This is a genomic window from Blautia sp. AM28-27 (assembly GCF_003480905.1).
In the GTDB taxonomy this organism is placed as follows: domain Bacteria; phylum Bacillota; class Clostridia; order Lachnospirales; family Lachnospiraceae; genus Fusicatenibacter; species Fusicatenibacter saccharivorans.
Map to the genome: position 1 here is coordinate 1 of NZ_QUJK01000014.1, position 18,194 is coordinate 18,194.

The 18,194-nt window shown below is 46.0% G+C and carries 12 protein-coding genes and 3 tRNA genes; 10 read left to right on the plus strand and 5 right to left on the minus strand.

Going from position 1 to position 18,194, the window contains the following annotated elements; all coding sequences use genetic code 11:
* Positions 1 to 196 precede the first annotated feature (196 nt).
* Positions 197 to 268: transfer RNA gene (locus tag DW743_RS14060), tRNA-Asn, on the plus strand.
* Positions 269 to 426: 158 nt separating this feature from the next.
* On the opposite strand, the gene DW743_RS14065 is transcribed toward DW743_RS14060, so the two are convergent.
* On the minus strand, positions 427 to 1,284 hold the full coding sequence (locus DW743_RS14065; protein WP_117761929.1) for an AraC family transcriptional regulator: 858 nt from the start codon (positions 1,282 to 1,284) through the stop codon (positions 427 to 429).
* Between the two features lie 245 nt (positions 1,285 to 1,529).
* Here DW743_RS14065 and DW743_RS14070 point away from each other — a divergent pair, with 245 nt between their 5' ends.
* Positions 1,530 to 3,725, plus strand: coding sequence for an alpha-galactosidase (locus tag DW743_RS14070; protein ID WP_117761930.1), 2,196 nt, complete (start codon positions 1,530 to 1,532; stop codon positions 3,723 to 3,725).
* A 197-nt stretch (positions 3,726 to 3,922) separates the two neighbouring features.
* A complete protein-coding gene (locus DW743_RS14075) occupies positions 3,923 to 4,807 on the plus strand; it encodes an SH3 domain-containing protein (protein ID WP_117761931.1) in 885 nt (294 codons plus the stop codon).
* 110 nt (positions 4,808 to 4,917) lie between these two features.
* Here DW743_RS14075 and DW743_RS14080 read toward each other — a convergent pair.
* From DW743_RS14080 to DW743_RS14090, 3 genes are all read right to left on the minus strand, one after another.
* Positions 4,918 to 4,989, minus strand: a tRNA-Cys gene (locus DW743_RS14080).
* A gap of 3 nt (positions 4,990 to 4,992) precedes the next feature.
* A tRNA-Glu gene (locus tag DW743_RS14085) sits at positions 4,993 to 5,064 on the minus strand.
* Between the two features lie 150 nt (positions 5,065 to 5,214).
* Positions 5,215 to 6,177 carry an AraC family transcriptional regulator gene (locus DW743_RS14090; protein WP_117761932.1) on the minus strand — a complete coding sequence of 321 codons (963 nt, stop codon included), beginning with the start codon at positions 6,175 to 6,177 and terminating at the stop codon, positions 5,215 to 5,217.
* Between the two features lie 101 nt (positions 6,178 to 6,278).
* On the opposite strand from DW743_RS14090, the gene DW743_RS14095 reads away from it, so the two are divergent.
* The 7 genes from DW743_RS14095 (at position 6,279) to DW743_RS14125 (ending at position 17,019) form a co-directional block, all read left to right on the plus strand.
* Positions 6,279 to 7,910: a glycoside hydrolase family 13 protein gene (locus DW743_RS14095; protein WP_022461722.1), complete on the plus strand. Its 1,632-nt coding sequence runs from the start codon at positions 6,279 to 6,281 to the stop codon at positions 7,908 to 7,910.
* Between the two features lie 66 nt (positions 7,911 to 7,976).
* The gene (locus tag DW743_RS14100; RefSeq protein WP_117761933.1) at positions 7,977 to 9,473 is read left to right on the plus strand and encodes a response regulator transcription factor; all 1,497 of its coding nucleotides are present in this window, start codon (positions 7,977 to 7,979) and stop codon (positions 9,471 to 9,473) included.
* Positions 9,451 to 11,163: a sensor histidine kinase gene (locus tag DW743_RS14105; RefSeq protein ID WP_117761934.1), complete on the plus strand. Its 1,713-nt coding sequence runs from the start codon at positions 9,451 to 9,453 to the stop codon at positions 11,161 to 11,163. The genes DW743_RS14100 and DW743_RS14105 overlap by 23 nt, the downstream gene beginning before the upstream one ends.
* Before the next feature lie 253 nt (positions 11,164 to 11,416).
* Complete coding sequence (locus DW743_RS14110) at positions 11,417 to 12,403, plus strand: ABC transporter permease (RefSeq protein ID WP_243004588.1); 987 nt, start codon at positions 11,417 to 11,419, stop codon at positions 12,401 to 12,403.
* Positions 12,404 to 12,414: 11 nt separating this feature from the next.
* A complete protein-coding gene (locus DW743_RS14115; protein ID WP_022461726.1) occupies positions 12,415 to 13,314 on the plus strand; it encodes a carbohydrate ABC transporter permease in 900 nt (299 codons plus the stop codon).
* Between the two features lie 21 nt (positions 13,315 to 13,335).
* Positions 13,336 to 14,958, plus strand: coding sequence for an extracellular solute-binding protein (locus DW743_RS14120; protein ID WP_117761935.1), 1,623 nt, complete (start codon positions 13,336 to 13,338; stop codon positions 14,956 to 14,958).
* A gap of 177 nt (positions 14,959 to 15,135) precedes the next feature.
* Positions 15,136 to 17,019 carry a serine hydrolase domain-containing protein gene (locus tag DW743_RS14125; RefSeq protein ID WP_158568577.1) on the plus strand — a complete coding sequence of 628 codons (1,884 nt, stop codon included), beginning with the start codon at positions 15,136 to 15,138 and terminating at the stop codon, positions 17,017 to 17,019.
* A gap of 87 nt (positions 17,020 to 17,106) precedes the next feature.
* Here the strand turns inward: DW743_RS14125 and DW743_RS14130 are convergent, their stop codons facing one another.
* Positions 17,107 to 18,171: a PTS transporter subunit IIC gene (locus DW743_RS14130; RefSeq protein WP_117761937.1), complete on the minus strand. Its 1,065-nt coding sequence runs from the start codon at positions 18,169 to 18,171 to the stop codon at positions 17,107 to 17,109.
* Between the last annotated feature and the right edge of the window lie 23 nt (positions 18,172 to 18,194).

Below are 18,194 nucleotides of genomic sequence, written 5' to 3' on the forward strand. Positions count from 1 at the left end.
GGTCGAGGGCTTGACCTAATTGGTTGTGTTCACAGAAATGGAATGATAGATGTAAAGTATGTGCGGTTTTGAAGGTATATCAGAAAGGCCATCGGAGAGATCCGGTGGCTTTTTGTAATTATTTTCCGCAAAATACTTGTTTTTCGAAAAAGATTGTGTTATAGTAACGATTGTCAGGAAAAGATTCCTGAGGTATTCCTCGATAGCTCAATGGTAGAGCATTCGGCTGTTAACCGAAGGGTTGTTGGTTCGAGCCCAACTCGGGGAGCTAAGATGAAGAAGCGATACAGAAATGAGAAATCATAACTGTATCGCTTTTTTGATGTCTGTAGCCATTAAGAAACGCCATCTAACATTTTGACGGTTTTCCATAACATTTCTTCCTGTTCATGGAAGAAAGATTTCGTTATAATAAAATCAGACAGATCACGGAACATGTGCAGAGTCAGGAGTCGTGTCAAGGCGGAACTTTTTCCGATAGGCGCTTGGCGTCATGCCCTGCTTCTGGCGGAAGGCTTTGGTAAAAACTTCGGCATTCCGGTAACCACAGGAAAAAGCGACCGTTTCGATGGGGAGATCCGTATATGATAAAAGCTCAAGCGCACGCGTGATCCGGCAGGAAGAAAGATAGTCCTGCGGTGAGGTATGGAGATATTTCTGAAACAGGGTATAAAGGTAACTCCGGTTGATGCATACATATCTGGCAATATCCGAGACAAGAATTTCATTGGAATAATTATTTCGGATAAACTCAACGGCTTTTTCCACGTAAAGATTGCCGATCTCCCGTGCAGAAGGATCGGCAAGCGTGATTTCGCGGGAAAGAATTGAGAAAAACTGGTACAGACAGCCTTCCAGAAGATACTGGTCAGAGGTGTCATAGGTATTGTGCTTCTGCATCTGAAACAGGAGGGACTGCAGTTCACCGGAAAAACTGCACTGGTAGACAGGGTGCTCCTCGGAAAGACCGAGTTCCTGTACATAAGAGGCAGCTTTTTCGCCGTCAAAACCGATCCAGAGATAGGTCCAGGGATCATCCGCATCGGCTTCATAGTAGGTGCGGACATTTGGCATCAGGAAAAAGCCCTGTCCGGCGGTTAGGCGGTAAGTGCGGTTTCCGATGGTAAAAGTGCCTTTCCCGGAAATAATATAGTGGATCACGTAATTGGGGCGTACAGCAGGGCCGTAGCTGTGGAACGGCTGGCAGGCTTCGTAGCCGCAGAAGCAGAGATAAAGATCCGAAAATTTATGCTTTGGGACAGGAAGTGTCCAGGAAGTTTCCATAAGTATACCTCACAAAATGAATCATCAGAAAAGCCGGAATGTCACAAAAGGATGAGATTCCGAAATATCAGTAAAATTATATCGTGTTTTGCAGGATACTGCAAGCAGCTGTAGGAGATCAAAAGCCCGGAGTAGCAGCCGTTACGGTTCACGCAGCACCGGAACACTTGTTGTTCGGGTATGTAAGAAAGTGATTTTGGTGTGAGCAGCCCGAAAAAATGCGATAAGATAAAGGAGAAAAAACCATGGCAATCAAAGTAAGTGAAAATGGACGGTTATTTACCCTCCAGACAAAAGACAGCAGTTACCAGATGTTCGCAGATGACAAAAATGTGCTTCTGCATCTCTACTATGGAGAAAAAATCGGTGAGGAAAATCTTTCCGGTCTGATTTTCTGTACGGATATGGGATTTGCAGGAAATCCGGAGGAAGCCGGAAGCGATCGCACGTATTCTCTGGATACACTGCCGCAGGAAGTACCTTCGAGCGGAGTCGGCGATTACCGTGATGATATGGTTCGGATTCGTCAGGTGGATGGAAGCTGTGCGGCAGATTTCCGTTTCGATTCTTATGAAATCCTCGATCATTCCTATGCGGTTCCGGGTATGCCGGCACTGTACGATACAGAGGAAGAAAAAGGAGAAACGCTTGTCATCACGATGAAAGAGAAAGCTTCCGGTGTTGTACTGAAATTGTTCTACGGAGTATTTGAAAACGAAAACGTGATTACGAGAGCGGCAAGACTGGAAAACCACGGAGAGACGGCAATCGAGCTGGAAAAAATGCTGTCTTTCAGCATGGATCTGATGTATGAAAATTATGAGATGATCTATTTCTCCGGCCGTCATGCGATGGAGCGTACGGCAGAGCGGATTCCGGTGCAGCGCGCAAAAGTCGAGATCGGCAGCATCCGCGGCACGTCGAGCCATCATTACAATTCGGCCGTAATCCTCTGCGAGGAGGGGGCTGACGAGACACACGGTTCCTGCATCGGCGCATGCCTTGTTTACAGCGGAAACTTTGTTGCAGCGGCACAGAAGGATCAGAAAAACCAGACCCGTTTCCAGATGGGTATTCACCCGGCAAACTTCTGTTTCCACCTGGAAAAAGGAAAAGTGTTCGATACCCCGCAGGTGATCCTGAGCTACTCCGGAAGCGGCCTTACCAAACTGTCACAGCAGTATCATGAGATCATCCGCGAGCATATCTGCCGCGGTGCGTATAAACATGCCGAACGTCCGATCCTGATCAACAACTGGGAGGCAACGTATTTTGATTTCAATGAAGAGAAAATTCTGAAAATCGCAGAGCAGGCGCAGAAACTCGGCATCGAAATGCTGGTGCTTGATGATGGCTGGTTCGGAAAACGAGATGATGACAACAGCGGCCTTGGCGACTGGTTTGTCAACGAGAAGAAGATGAACGGTTCCATGGCACAGCTTGCAGAAAAAATCCACAAGATGGGCATGAAATTCGGTCTCTGGTTCGAGCCGGAGATGATTTCCGAGGACAGTGATCTCTACCGTGCACATCCGGACTGGGCATTTGCAGTTCCGGGACGTGTGCCAAACCATGGAAGAAATCAGCTTGTACTGGATATGACGCGTGACGATGTGCGGGAGTATCTGCTGGAGCGTTTGACGACCATCGTCCACGATGCAGAAATTGATTATGTCAAATGGGATATGAACCGCAGTGTCTGCGATGTTTACAGCCATGTGGCAGCACAGAGCCGAAACGGAGAGCTGTATCACCGCTATGTGCTCGGTGTTTATGATCTGCTCGAGCGTTTCCTTGCCGCGTGCCCGGATCTGCTGCTTGAGGGATGCAGCGGAGGCGGCGGAAGATTTGATGCCGGTATGATGTATTATTCCCCGCAGATCTGGTGCAGTGATAACACGGACGCGATCAACCGTCTGTCGATTCAGTATGGAAGTTCCTTCTTCTATCCTATCAGCACGGTTGGATCCCACGTTTCGGTATGCCCGAACCATCAGACCGGCCGCGTAACTCCATTCAAGACAAGAGGTGATGTAGCTCTTGCAGGAAGCTTCGGCTATGAGATGGACCTGAACAAGATTTCGGATGAAGAGAAAGAGATGGTAAAAGAGCAGGTTGCTGCAATGCATACATATTACGATCTGACGCACGAAGGCCTGTATTACCGTCTGACCGGGCTGAAAAAGCAGGATTTCATGGCATGGGAGTTCGTGGCAAAAGATCAGAGCCGCGCACTGCTTACACTGGTAAAGACGGATGCAGAAGGAAATCCGCTTCCGGTTCACACGAAAGTGTGCGGTCTTGCAGAGGATAAGCTGTACCGCTGCAGTCTGGATGGAGAAATCCGCTCCGGCCGTACTTGGAACCGTGCGGGACTGACGCTGCAGCAGGTGCTGGGAGAGTATGAGAGTATCCGGGTCGAATTTACAGAAGTAAAATAAAAAAGATAAGAAAAATCTTCAACTGGATTTGAGAGGAAGGGAACCTCAATCTGGTTGGAGATTTTTTTGCATAAAGAAAATCAAAGCAGGAGGGAAGGAACGTACTCTTTACAGTGCAAAAATAGTTATGATACAATAAGCAAAAGAAATTTTCTGACAGAAAATAAAGAGGGAACTGTCAAGAAAGGAAATTGTACATGAGAAACAAAAAAAACTGTTTAGCTGTTCTTCTGATGACAACTATTGTGGTAATGGGATGTGGAAATCAGCAGGTGGAAAAGGAGAATCCATCGGTTGTCTCCGAAAGAGCATCCAGTGTCCAGGATGAGTCAGAAGATGGTGAAAAAGAGTTTCTTTCTACATACCAGAATATTATAATCACACTTCCAGAAGGCTGGAATGTAATGAGAGATGAAAAAATTCAATGCAGTTTCATATCGGAAGATGGGGAAAGTCTTGAGATATCGTATCGGGAAGGAATGGCAAAAGTGATACTTATGGATTTCCCGGAGGACGAAGAGAGTGCTGAAAAATTAATCGATCAAAATGAAATAACCGGGGAAAACAGCATCAGTGATTTTGTAGCGAAAACAGTTAACGAAGGAAAAAGTAAAGAGAGTTCCTTTTATCGTTTCCAGGTAAAAAATTCCCTGCAGATTCCGACCGCATTTTTCTGCGGAGTGAAAACGGAGAATGAAGGGTATCAGATTATATGGAAAAAAGGAAACGGCAGCAACGATACACAGCAAATCGTGCCGGAAATACTGGAGTCTCTGCAGTTCCCGGACAATGAGCTGCTGACAGAAACATTTCAGACGGCCTGCCAGGAGCAGAAAAGAGCGCTGGAAGCAGAAAATAATTCGGATGGCGTGAAAAAGCAGAAGGGTAAGAAAACCGTCACCTGTATCTCACCGGTCAATGTACGTACAGAACCCAACGTCAGCACAAGCCAGGTTATCGGAGCTCTGACGACAGGGGAAGAAGTGGAAATGCTCGGAAAAGAGAACGGATGGTACAAGATTTCGTATGAGGGAAAAACGGCGTATGTGTACGAAGACTATGTGAAAGAAAAAGAAAATTAAAAAAGAATGATATTTTCAAAAAAGCTGCCGAAGCAAACAGAACCGGTAGCTTTTTTGAAATAATTTTGAAAAAGAAAAATCCCAGAAACTATCTGTTTCCGGGAAAGAAGAGGCGTCGACCGGATTTGAACCGGTGGATACTGGTGTTGCAGACCATTGCCTTACCACTTGGCTACGACGCCATATGACTCCGACGGGAATCGAACCCGTGTTACCGCCGTGAAAGGGCGATGTCTTAACCGCTTGACCACGGAGCCGAAGTTTTTGATTTGTCTGCCGTGATTTTTGCTCAGCGACAAGTAGTATATTATCATAAGAAAACGAGTTTGGCAAGTGTTTTTTGAAAAAAAATCAAAAATTTTTGAGATTTGTGTTGTCGTGCATTCAGAAGGAAAAAATTTGCCGGGTCAGGGCATGGCTTTTCGATATTCTTCCGGTGACATACCAAAAGTCCGGCGGAAAATGCTGGCAAAATAGCTGGGGCTTTCAAATCCGGTATGCAGAGCAATTTCCAAGATAGAAAGCGAGCTGCCGGTAAGAAGATCTGCGGCTTGGGTTACGCGGTACTGGTTGATATAGGAAATAGGCGTTGTGTGAAAGTGCGTTTTGAAGAAACGACAAAAATATTGTGGATTCATATTGAGTATAGCAGCAAGATCTGAAAGACGGATTTTGGAATCATAGTTATCCTGAATATAACGTAAGAGTTTTTTACACTGATCAGATCTTTCTTTTTTACGAGTGCAGAGGGGTTCCGGATGAAGAAAAAGCTGGTATTGCGCCAGAAGTGCAAGAATCCGATACATGTCACTTTTGATCAGAAGAAACCAGCCGATGGGTTTGGTATCGTATGCATACAGGATTTCCTGGAAAAGCTCAGATAATGTCAGTACAAATGTTTTCTGTGTCTGAGAGGAGGCTTCAGCAGCAGAAAGCTCTTCCAATGGAAAAGCCGGAAGAAGCAGTTGATGAGAGAGCAGCGGACGAATCCAGTCTGCTTCACAGGAATCCAGATAGGCACATGAGAGAATTTCTGGAAGAAATACAAGGGCATGGTGAATCGAAGGGGTAGTTCCAATGCTGCAGAGCTGATGCAGTTCGTGACTGTTGATGAAAAGAAAAGTACCTTCGGAAATTGTCCGGGTTTCAGTTTTCAGTGTCAGAGTGAGAGTACCTTTTTCAACCCAGATCCATTCTAATTCTTTATGCCAGTGAAAAGGAACAGAGAGCCCGCCATGCGCATAATCCTGATGATAGATATGGAGCGGAACAGGTTCGGTTCCATGCACGGTAAAATCCCGGATTCCGCCAGAAAGAACAGGGGAACAAGATTCAGGAGAAAAGAGCTCTTTTGAACGTTCTTTTTTCATAAAAGTCAAAATCCTTTCATTAAATACGAAAATCAGGTTAGAAAATATAAGATAATATCATTATACTGCTCTTATAGGAAAAAAGAAAGAGAGGACAGAAAATGAAAAGAGAGTGGTGGCATAGCTTAACCGTATATCAGATTTACACCAGAAGCTTCTGTGACAGCAACGGAGACGGCATCGGCGATTTTGGAGGGATTCTGCAGAAGCTGGACTATCTGCAGGAGCTTGGTGTTGGAGCCATCTGGCTTTCGCCTTTTAACGATTCTCCTAATTACGACAATGGATATGATGTCAGTGACTATTATAAAGTAATGGAAGAAGCGGGCACAATGGAAGAGCTGGAAGAACTGATCGCAGCCTGTGAAAAGCGGGAAATTGTGGTCATGATGGATCTTGTTTTAAATCATAGTTCCCATCTGCACCCATGGTTCCTGGAAGCCAGAAAGGATCGAAACAGTAAATACCATGATTTTTACATCTGGAAGGAAGGAACGAAGGAGCAGCCGCCAGAAGGCGGCGGAGCATTCTTTGGAGGAAGCACCTGGGAATGGGTGCCGGAGGTTCAGGAATATTATTATCACAGTTTCAGTGTAATGCAGCCGGATCTGAACTGGAAAAATCCGTCGCTTCGGAAAGAGCTGTACCGGATGATCCAGTTCTGGATGGATAAAGGGATCCGTGGTTTCCGGCTGGATGCAATTGACAATATTGTAAAAGATGGACATGGAGGAAATGATACTCATTCGGAGCAGATTCATACATACTTAATGGAAATGAATCAGAATACGTATGGAAAATCAGAACAGATCCTGACAGTGGGGGAAACCGGAGGTGCTACGGTAGAAATGGCACAGCAGTATTCTGATCCGGAAAGCCAGGAGCTCAGTATGATTTTTCAGTTTGAACTGATGGGAATCGACGGCATCCGAAGTGGAAACTGGGATCCGAAACCGTATACGCTGCCGCAACTGAAGCAGCTCTTTGAAAAATGGCAGACGGGACTGGAAGAAAAAGGATGGAACAGCCTGTTCTGGGGAAACCATGATTTTCCGCGTGTCGTATCGCGCTTTGGAAATGACAGGGAACCGTATCGGGAAAAATCAGCAAAAATGTTGGCTGTCCTTCTCCATGGGATGAAAGGAACTCCTTATATTTACCAGGGGGAAGAAATCGGTATGACAAATGTGTCAGGGCTTCGGATCGAGGACTATCAGGATATCGAGTCTGTAAATTTTGCCGAAGACCGTAAAAAAGAAGGCTGGGAGGAAGAAAAAATTCGTACCTATCTTGCACGGAACAGCCGGGACCATGCGCGGACGCCAATGCAGTGGAATGCGGAAAAACACGCCGGATTTACAGCGGGAACACCGTGGATGGCGGAAAATCAGAATTACGAGGAGATCAATGTGGAAAACAGCAGAAAAAATCCGGATTCCCTCTTCTATTTCTATCAAAAACTAATTGCGCTGCGTAGGAAAAATGACACTCTTGTTTATGGGGATTTCCGTCTGATTGAGGAAGAAAATCCGGATATTTTTGCTTATGAGAGAAATCTGGGAGAGAAAAAGCTGATTGTGCTCTGCAATTTCCGGGATACCGCGGCAGAGATGAAAGCCCGATATGATTTGACAAAAGGAACGGTTCTGATTCATAATGATACAGAAAGCCTCACAAAAGAAGTGTGGAAGTTACAGCCGTATGAGGCGTATATGATTGAACTTCTGCAGTAAAAAGACAGAAATGAAAAGCAGCAGGAGAAGAAAACTGCAGGAGCAACTGGAAACAGGAGGGAGAAAATGTATCGCGTTCTTCTTGTAGAAGATGAAGAAATTGAACTGGAGACATTGCGGGATTATATTGACTGGAAAAAGAACGGGATTTCCAGAGTATTTACCGCGCGCAATGGCAGAAGGGCACTGGAGTGCCTGGAAGAAAATATGGCAGATATTGTGATTACGGATATTCAGATGCCAGGAATGAGTGGAATTGAACTGGCAGAGACGATCGTACGCCGGGGATATCCATGCAAAATTGTTTTTCTGACAGGATATGATGATTTTTCCTATATCCATTCCGCTTTTCAGGTGAATGCCGTGGATTACCTTTTAAAGCCATTTACGATTGAAGAAGTAGAAGCATGTCTGAAAAAAGTGAGAAGTGAACTGGAGAAAAGAGAGATAGCAGACTGGTCGCGGAAAACGGCGGCGAAGCAGTTGCTGGAAATGGCTTTGCGGGAAAAACAGGAAACAGAGCTTTTACGGAAAAATTTCCGTGGTGTATTTGGAGAAGAACTGGAAGAGTGCAGGTTTGGAATCATAGCGGTTTATGGAAAAACGGAAGAAAACATCTGTAGCCAAATTCAGGAAAAATACAAGGGCATCCGTTACATCAGCAAAACGGAACGGATCAGTATGCTGCTGCTGGCGGGGTATCTGTCGGTGAAAGATACGGCATTTCAGATCTGGAATGATTTGAAAGAAGACGCACCGAGAGCCGTTGGATGGTGCAGTGGAGCATGGACAGCTGACTGCCTGTACGAAAAGGCGGAAAAACTTCGGAACTGTTGTGTTCTGGCATTTCATATGGATCCACCGGAACTTTTCTGTGCAGATGAAAAAGAAACGGAAGAGGAAAAAGCATATCATTTCCGGGAACAGAAGGAGCGGAGAGAAGAAATCTGTCGTCTGGTCAGCAACGGGAAAAAGCAGGAAACGCTGCAGACCATGAAAGATTATTTTCAACAGCTAAAGGGGCTTGCGCCGAAAACATTTGCGGGAGAAGTTTACAATCTCTATATGTATCTATGGAACCGTCTTGTTTTGAGCGATGAACTGCTGGAAAACTGGATGGAAGCAGAAAAAATTTTGAGAGAAAATGAAATTTTTGAAGCAAACAACAGTTATCAGATGCGGGAAAAGATGAAGCAGTATCTGGAACGGATGTTGGCATTTTTTGAAGAACAGAATCAAAATCCAAATTACTATGCCGTTTATCAGGTAAAAACATATCTTCAGGAGCACTGCTCGGAAAGCGCAGATATCGAGAAGCTGGCCGCGGAGGTTGGTTTGTCTCCGAATTATCTGAGGAGCCTGTTTAAAGAGGCAACAGGAAAAACGATTTTGGAATACAATACGGAAATGCGTCTGCAGAGGGCGGCGGAACTGTTAAAGAATAAGAAAAATAAAGTACGGGAAGTGAGTCTGGCGGTTGGATATGAAAATGTTTCTTACTTTGGCGTTGTTTTTCAGAAAAGATTTGGAGTGACACCAAATGAATATCGTAAAATGGTATAAAAATCGGAGTTTTCAGTTTAAACTGGTGATCGGCTATCTGGTACTGGCACTGATTCCAATGCTGTGTGTTACCTGGTACAGTTATGGAAAAACAAGGAATGTGCTTCTTACTGAAGCATATCAGAGTGCAGAACAGGAAGCAGAACGAATTGAAAAAAATTTTTCTACGATGGTCGAGCCTTACGAAACAATTCTGGATGTGCTGTATGTGGATCAGATGCTGAGCGGATATTTGTTTCAGGATTACAGCAACGATTCTTATGAAGATATGTTTTACTATATTGATAAGAAGCTCAGCGAAATCTGTCTGATGAATGCAGGAATTTACAAAATCTGTTTTTACAGCAACAATGAAACGCTTCCGCAGGATAATTATTATTTTTATTCCATGCAGGATCTAGATCGGAGGGAATGTGTGCTGACATTTGATGCGATAGGGGAAACGGTATTCTGTGGGACATCTGGAGACGGAAAAGCATTTCATATGAATCGTCTGATGAATTTTTATCCACAGGGCGGGATGAAGGGCGTACTGTCGTTACAGATTGAAAATCAGCAGATACAGCCCCTCCTCGAAACAATAAATTCCACCGATGAAATTTATCTGGTGGATCAAAAAGGATATATTCTGGCTGCTTCCGAACCGGAAATGGCAGGCCTTCCGATCCGGACCAGAATGCCGGAAGAGGATCTGGAGCAGAAAGCGCAGATTGAGTTTGAGCGTGACGGCATTTCAAAAATCGGAAATATCCAGAGCGGAGTTTTCGGAACAAAAATTCTTGTGATTTCGGATAAGGAGACGGTTTTAAAAGACGCAAAAGCTGTTTCAAGAAGGATGCTGTTCCTGATCCTCTGCAGCGCGGCTATGGTATTTCTCTGCATTATCTGTTACACAAGATGGATTTCCATGCGGGTGCAGAAAGTGGTGTATGCAGCAAAACGGATGGGACAGGGAGAATTTGATTACCGTCTGGAAAATATGGGAGAAGATGAGATCGGACAGATCGGGCTGGCGTTTAATCAGCTCAGTGATCAGATTCAGGAGCTAATTCGGGAAAATTACGAAAAGAAAATCCGGATTCAGACGAGCGAACTGAATCTGCTGCAGGAACAGATCAATCCGCACTTTCTTTACAATGCACTTGCGGTTATTTCAGCACTGGCGATGCGGGAAGGTGGAAAACAGACGATGCAGGCGGTCAAAAATTTGTCCAGCTTCTACCGGATTTCCCTGAATAAGGGAAAACAGGTGCTTTCCATCCAGGAAGAAGTGGAACTGCTGCAGAGCTATCTGAAAATCCAGCAGATGCGTTTTCGGGACAGCGTACAGGTGGAGTATGAGATTGCAAGAGAAGTACTGACATATCGAACCATTAAACTTCTTCTGCAGCCGCTGGTTGAAAATGCCATTCACCATGCGAGAAAAGAGGAAGAAGTTCTCCACATTGCGGTCAGAATTCAAAAAGAAGAAAGGGATGTGGTATTCCAGGTGACAGATGATGGATGTGGAATCGAGGCGGAAAAACTGATTAAACTGCGAAGTTCTCTGCGGCGCTTAGAGGAAGGATATGGACTGAGAAATGTTGCAAACAGGGTTCGTCTGGCTTATGGAGAGGATTATGGTGTCCGAATAGAAAGCCAGGAAGGATATGGAACGACAGTTTCTGTCAGAATTCCAGTAAACGAATAAAAAATCAAACAAAGCAGAAATAACTTCGTATTGTTTGCATAGAAGAGGAAACAGAAACCGGCTGATAAAGGTGATTTTGCCCGTCAGCCGGTTTCTGTTTCGTTAGATATTGACAGAAATCGTAAGAAAACAACAGAATAAAAAAGAGAATTATAAAACTCCGTTAAATCGAGATAGAAATCATAAAAAAGTGAGATTGTTGCAGGACAGACTATCCATTAGAATGGAAACATAGACAGCAAGAGTGTACAAGATGAACAAAAAGAAGAAAGAAGGAGAAGGCATGAAAAAAGAAAACGTGCATGCAAAGCACAAAAAAAGCCTCGCGGAACGGTTCTGGAAACAGAAATATCTGTTTTTACTGCTGCTTCCATCGTTGGTATGGGTCATTCTGATCTGCTATGCACCAATGACAGGACTGTATATGTCCTTCATCAACTACACGCCGCAGGGTAGCGGCTATTTTGCGGATATGGTGAATTCGCAGTTTGTCGGTCTTGACTGGTTCAAGTATTTCTTTTCCACAGATTTCACAAAAATCATGAGAAACACACTGGCAACCAGCTTACTGACACTGTTATTCTCATTCCCGCTGCCAATCATTCTGGCGCTTTGCCTGAATGAAGTTCGAAACCAGAAGGCAAAGAAATTTGTACAGACCGCATCTTATATTCCCTATTTTATTTCCTGGGTTATTGCGGCAAACATTTTCCTTACATTCCTTTCTTCAGACGGCGTCATCAACAATCTGTTAAAATTCCTCGGATTAACCGATGAGTCGATTCTGTTTTTCCAGAAAGGACCATATTTCTGGTGGATCATCGCGATCGCAAATGCGTGGAAGGTACTTGGATACAATGCGATTATCTATATGGCGGCAATCTCCGGCATCAGCCAGGATATGTATGAAGCAGCGGATGTGGATGGTGCGACGAGAATGCAGAAGATTCTGCATATCACACTTCCGGCATTAAAGCCGACCATTATGATTCTTCTGATTCTGGCAATCGGAGGTGTTCTGAATACAGGATATGAGCAGCAGCTGTTGATGTCTAATGATGCTATTTTAAATTATTCTGATGTACTTGATACGTATGCATACCGCTATGGTCTGAAAAACGGAATGTATTCTTACGGTACTGCAGTAGGATTCTTTAAATCCGCAGTCTCCTTCATTCTGGTCATCAGTGCAAATGCACTTTCGAAGAAATTCAGTGATGATAATACGGCACTGTTTTAGGAGGAAGGAAAATGAGAGAAAAAGCAATTAAAATCAAAAGAAAACGTTGTGCCAGTGACTGGTTTCTTGATATTTTCAAAGTGGTTTTTCTGGTGTTAGTTACTGTGATCTGTGTGTATCCGTTCTGGAACATTTTTGTGGTATCCATTAACGATGCAACCGATGCACTGCGCGGCGGGCTCTACTTTCTGCCGAGAAAACTGAGTCTGGCAAGTTATAAAGATATTCTGGGACGTGCCACATTTTTGCATGGCATTCTGATCACTGTACTTCGTACTGCAATTGGTACACCGCTGGCGGTCCTTGTCACGACAGCACTTGCCTATGTGCTTTCCAGAAAAGAGCTGCTGTTCCGGAAACAGCTGAACCTGTTCTTTATCTTCACCATGTATTTTGGCGGCGGAATGGTTCCGTATTATATGGTATTAAAGAGCCTTGGAATGCTGAATAATTTCATTGTATTTATTTTCCCGAACCTGGTAAGTGTTTATAATATGATTCTGGTAAAGAATTATATAGAGGGAATGCCGGCAGAGATTTTTGAATCGGCGAAAATTGACGGAGCAAACGATCTGACAGTTTTCTTTAAAATGGTAATTCCATTGTCCAAGCCGATTATTATGACCATTGCACTGTTTGTTGCAATTACCCATTGGAATTCTTGGTTCGATGCATATTTGTTTACGAATGCACAGTCTTTAAAAACAATGCAGTCCATTTTGGTTGAAATTCTGAATCAGTATCAGACTTCATCAGCGAACCAGGCGGCAAATCAGGCGTCACAGACCATTACGCCGGACAGCATTCGAATGGCTGCTACGATGATTGCGACCATTCCGATTATCATGGTTTATCCGTTTATTCAGAAATATTTTGTTAAAGGAATCATGCTCGGATCTGTAAAGAGCTGATGATAGAAGGAGGAAAAGAAAATGAAGTTCAAAAAAAGTATCGCAATGGCGATGAGTGTCCTGATGGCAGCGGGAATGCTTGCAGGATGCGGATCAAATGGCAGTACATCATCAAGTACTGCATCCGGCAGTGCATCATCTGCATCGGGCGAGGTATCAACAGACGGAGTTACGATTTCTATCTTTGACAAAAACTCCGGAAGCAATACCTTTGATGATCCAGTTGCAAAAGCAATTGAGGAAAAAACAGGTGTCAAAATTCAGGTAGAAAATCCAACCGGAGATCCGCTGGAAAAATTGAACCTGATGCTGACCGGTCAGAATTACCCGGATATCGTCCTGATGGATCGTGGAAATGATATTGTAAACCGTTACATTGAGGCAGGCGCACTGCTTCCGTTGAATGATCTGATCGATGAGTACGGTCCGGATGTAAAAGAGATGTACGGGGAAACCTTAAACAAGAGTCGTTATACCGATGGAAAGAATTACTATCTGAATAACTGGTACGGAGAAGATCCGGATCCGGTAGCCGGTGTTCTGATGCGCTATGATTATCTGTGCGAAATCGTTGGAAAAGACCGCGCAGACAGCGATGAGCCATTTACACAGGAAGAGTATATTGACATTTGCAAGAAATTCAAAGAACTTCATCCGACCATTGACGGAAAAGAGAGTATTGCCATTACCTTTGATGCAGAATCCAAAAACTACGATGGAACATTAAAAGGAATGTATGGTCTGAAAACATATTATCAGGATGGGGACAATCTGGAACATGTTGCCAAAGCACCAAACTTCAAAGAGATGATGTCCTTTGCCAATGAACTGTATACCGAAGGCCTTCTGGACAAAGAGTGGGTTGTCAACAAGAAAAATCAGTGGACGCAGAAACTGTCTGCAGGTAACGTATTCAGTACCTTTGCTTCCTACTGGGATACCGATGCAGCAAATACAGCACTTGCTTCTTCTGTAGGAGAAGATGCAAAATTCTATTCCTATAAAATCCTTGGAAACGGAATCAGTGCAGATGAAACTACTTACTGCGGAAGAAGTACACTTGGCTGGGATGCAATCGCGATCACCAAGAATTGTAAAAATCCGGAAGCAGCCATGAAGATGATCAACTACCTTGCAAGCGAAGAAGGACAGTATCTTCTGATGTGGGGTATTGAGGGAACCAACTGGAATATGGAAGATGGAAAACACGTTCCGAACGATGATCTGATTGAAGGATTCCAGACGGATTTTGACAAAACAAAACTGGATACCGGCGTCCGCAAATGGACTTGGTTTGTAAAGAACGGAAATGGTACAGACGGAACTCCATACGATGTATCACAGTATAAAGTAAAAGAGACCCGGCAGGTGGCTATGAATCACTTTGGTGAGAACGACAGATGGGATACCGCAGAGTTTACAGGCCTTGCCCCGGCAGGAAGCACTCCGGATGGCTTGAAATGGCAGAAAATCCAGGATATCTACGATCAGGAATATCCGAAGATTGTGAATGCAGACAGCCACGATGCGGCAATGGAAGAGTACGACAAGATGATTTCCGAAATGAATGACGCAGGACTGGAAGATGTAGAAAAAGTTATCACACAGAATTATCAGGAGCGTATGAAACTCTGGAATGAGTAAGCTAAAGTAAAATAAAAAAATCACACACGGAAAAGAACCGGCAGAAATCGAAATACAGATTTCTATGTCGGTTCTTTTTTATCAGAAGAAGCATTGCGATTTTCAAGGAATCTGGATATAATGAGGAAAACTGGAAAAACAGGGAAATCCAACCGCATGAGACAGGAGGCATCGTACATGGCAGCGAAAGAACAGTTAACCGCAATGGAAATGATCTGGGGATTTATGAGTGGGACGACAGGACATATGGGAAAGACGGACTTTGCGCCGCAGAAGGAAGCGTTCGGGGATTTTGCATCTCCGGAAGCGTATTTTCCGCGCGTGGTGCCGGAGAGCGAGGGCATCTCATCGGAAAAGCTGACGCAGATGCTTCGTGAGCTCGCCGCTGCGCGCCATACGGACATGCATCATCTGCTGGTCCTGCGGAACGGACATGTCATCTGCGAATGCAATTTCGCCCCATACCGCAGCGGCATCTGGCACGCGACGTATTCGATGTGCAAGAGCATCACCGGCATGGCGGTCGGTTTTCTGATCAGTGAAGGAAAACTTTCCCTGGACGAGAACGTCTATGATATTTTTGAAAAACGAAACGGTCTGCTGCAGAAGATCCTGCGCCCGAATCTGACCGTGGAGCATCTTCTGGCGATGAAGAGTGGCGTACAGTTCAACGAGATGGGCGTTGTTTCCGGCAACGACTGGGTGGACAGCTTCTTAAATGCGCCGGTCAAGGGAACACCGGGCGAAGCGTTTGAGTACAACAGTATGAACACGTATCTGCTGTCTGCAATCATACAGGAGCGCACCGGCATGAAAATGGTAGATTACCTGCGGCCGCGTCTGTTTGAGCCTCTCGGCATCCGGAAAGTTTTCTGGGAGAGCTGCCCGGCAGGGATTACGAAAGGCGGCTGGGGCCTCTTCCTGTGCCCGGAGGACGCGGTCAAGCTCGGGGTGATGTACGTGAACGGCGGAAAATTCGAAGGAAAACAGATCGTCCCGGCGGAATGGGTCGCAGCGTCCACCTCCGTTCATGCGACACCGCCGGAAAAGATGGGAAAATATGGCTATGGTTACCAGGTCTGGATGGAGGAGCGGCCGGGCAGCTTTGCGTTCAATGGCATGCTGGGGCAGAACGTGCTCGGTTACCCGGATACCGGCGTGGTGATTGTGACGAATGCGGGCAGCAACGAGCTGTTCCAGACGTGTGAGATGCTCGACATTGTGCGGAAGTATTTCGGCGCGGAATTTGGTGCAGAGCTGAAATCCGGCGAGGCGGAAAGCCCGATGGCATATCAGAAGCTGGTGCAGACCTGCCGTGATCTGGAGGGCGCGAAAGAGACACCGGGAAGAATCCTGCGCGGCGGCTGGAAGCGGAGAACACCGGGGCCGCGGAACAGCGGAACACCGCGTCAGATCGATATGGCGCAGCTTCTGCACGGAAAAGAATATAAAATGGAGGACACGCATGTCGGCATGTTTCCGCTGACGCTGCAGGTCTTCCACAACAACTTTTCCGACGGCATCCGCCGCATCGGTTTCTTCTATGAAAAAGGCCGTTTCTTTGTCGAGCTGACCGAGGGAGAAAAAACACAGCGCATTGAGATCGGTCTTACGGGGTCCAAAGTTGTAGAATGGGTGGAAAACGAGGAATCGTATCTGCTCGGAACGACGGGACAGTTTGCGGAGAATGAAGACGGCGAACTGGTGCTGAAGCTTGAGTTTGCATTTCTGGAAGAGGCCGCAAGACGGAGGGTCAAAATCATTTTCCAGCGTGATTTCGAGCGGATCAGACTGGAGTGGAATGAGACGCCGGGCAAGGATCTGATTATCGAGGGCCTTGAATCCCTCGTGACGGATGTGGCGATCGCACCGCTTCTGCCGTCGCGGTTCCGCGAGCGGAGCCTTGACATGATCCATCTGCTGATGGCACAGACCATTGAGCCAATGGTAGAGGCACACCGTGTGCGGCCGGGGGAAGAAACGGGGACAGAAGAAGCGGCAGCGGAAGCTGAATCGGCCGCGGCAGTGGAAAATGCGGAAAACGCAGAAGAAACGGTGTAAAAACAGAAAAAATCAGAAGAGAAATGTGGATAAAAAAGGGAATGGAGCTGCCGGATGCGCAGTTCCATTCCCTTTTAAAAATACAGATTACAGATTCAAAGCCATATCGCCGGATTTGATCAGGTTTGCCTTGCAGAATACCTCTGAGAAGAACAAGGTGATCACAGCCGGAAGCACGAAGTGGAGCAGAATGATTTTGATGATGACGAGCTTCGGATCATCGTAAGCGATCATCGTCTGATACGTTGTGATCTGTCCGACAAGACCTGCGGAACCCATGCCGCTTCCCGTTGCATTATTCTGCATATTGGCGAGGATTGTGGAGACGGGTCCTAAAATCGCACTCGAGAAGATGACGGGCAGCCAGATCAGTGGATGACGCATGATGTTCGGCACCTGGAGCATCGAGGTTCCAAGACCCTGTGCGACAAGGCCGCCGAATTTGTTTTCCCGATAACTTGCAACCGCGAATCCGACCATGTTGCAGCAGCAGCCGATCGTTGCGGCACCAGCGGCAAGACCGGAAAGATTCAGAATGATGCCGAGTGCAGCGGAGCTGATCGGCAGTGTCAGAACCATACCCATGACGACCGAAACAACGATGCCCATGATGAACGGCCGCTGTTCCGTTGCCCAGTTGATGATGCTTCCAAGGCCTGTCATCATCTGGGAGATCGGCGGTCCGACGAGCAGTCCGACAACGGAACCGGCTCCGATGGTGATGACCGGTGTCACGATGATATCAACCTTGGTCTTGCCGGAAACCAGATGGCCGCAGGTGATGCCTGCGAAAGCTGCGATGAAAGCGCCGAGCGGTTCGCCAGGTCCTGCCAGAACGGCATTTCCGTCCACAAAGAATGTGCCGCCGGTGATCTTGCCGGCATAACCGCCGACCATGGCGGCGACGGCTGCAGAAACCGTGACAAGCGGGCTTTCCCCATATTTCACTGCCACGCCGACACCGATACCGGCACTTGTCAGGGCTGCGGCAGCTTTTCCAAGCAGATAGATCACATTTCCGGTCGAACCGCCGATCAGAAGACCGATCTGCTGAATCATCGTACCGATAATCAGGGTTGCAAAAAGACCCTGCGTCATGCCGCCGAAGCCATCAATGAAGATGTGCGAGGCGACTTTTTTGATTGTTCGCATATGGAATTCCTCCTCATGTATGT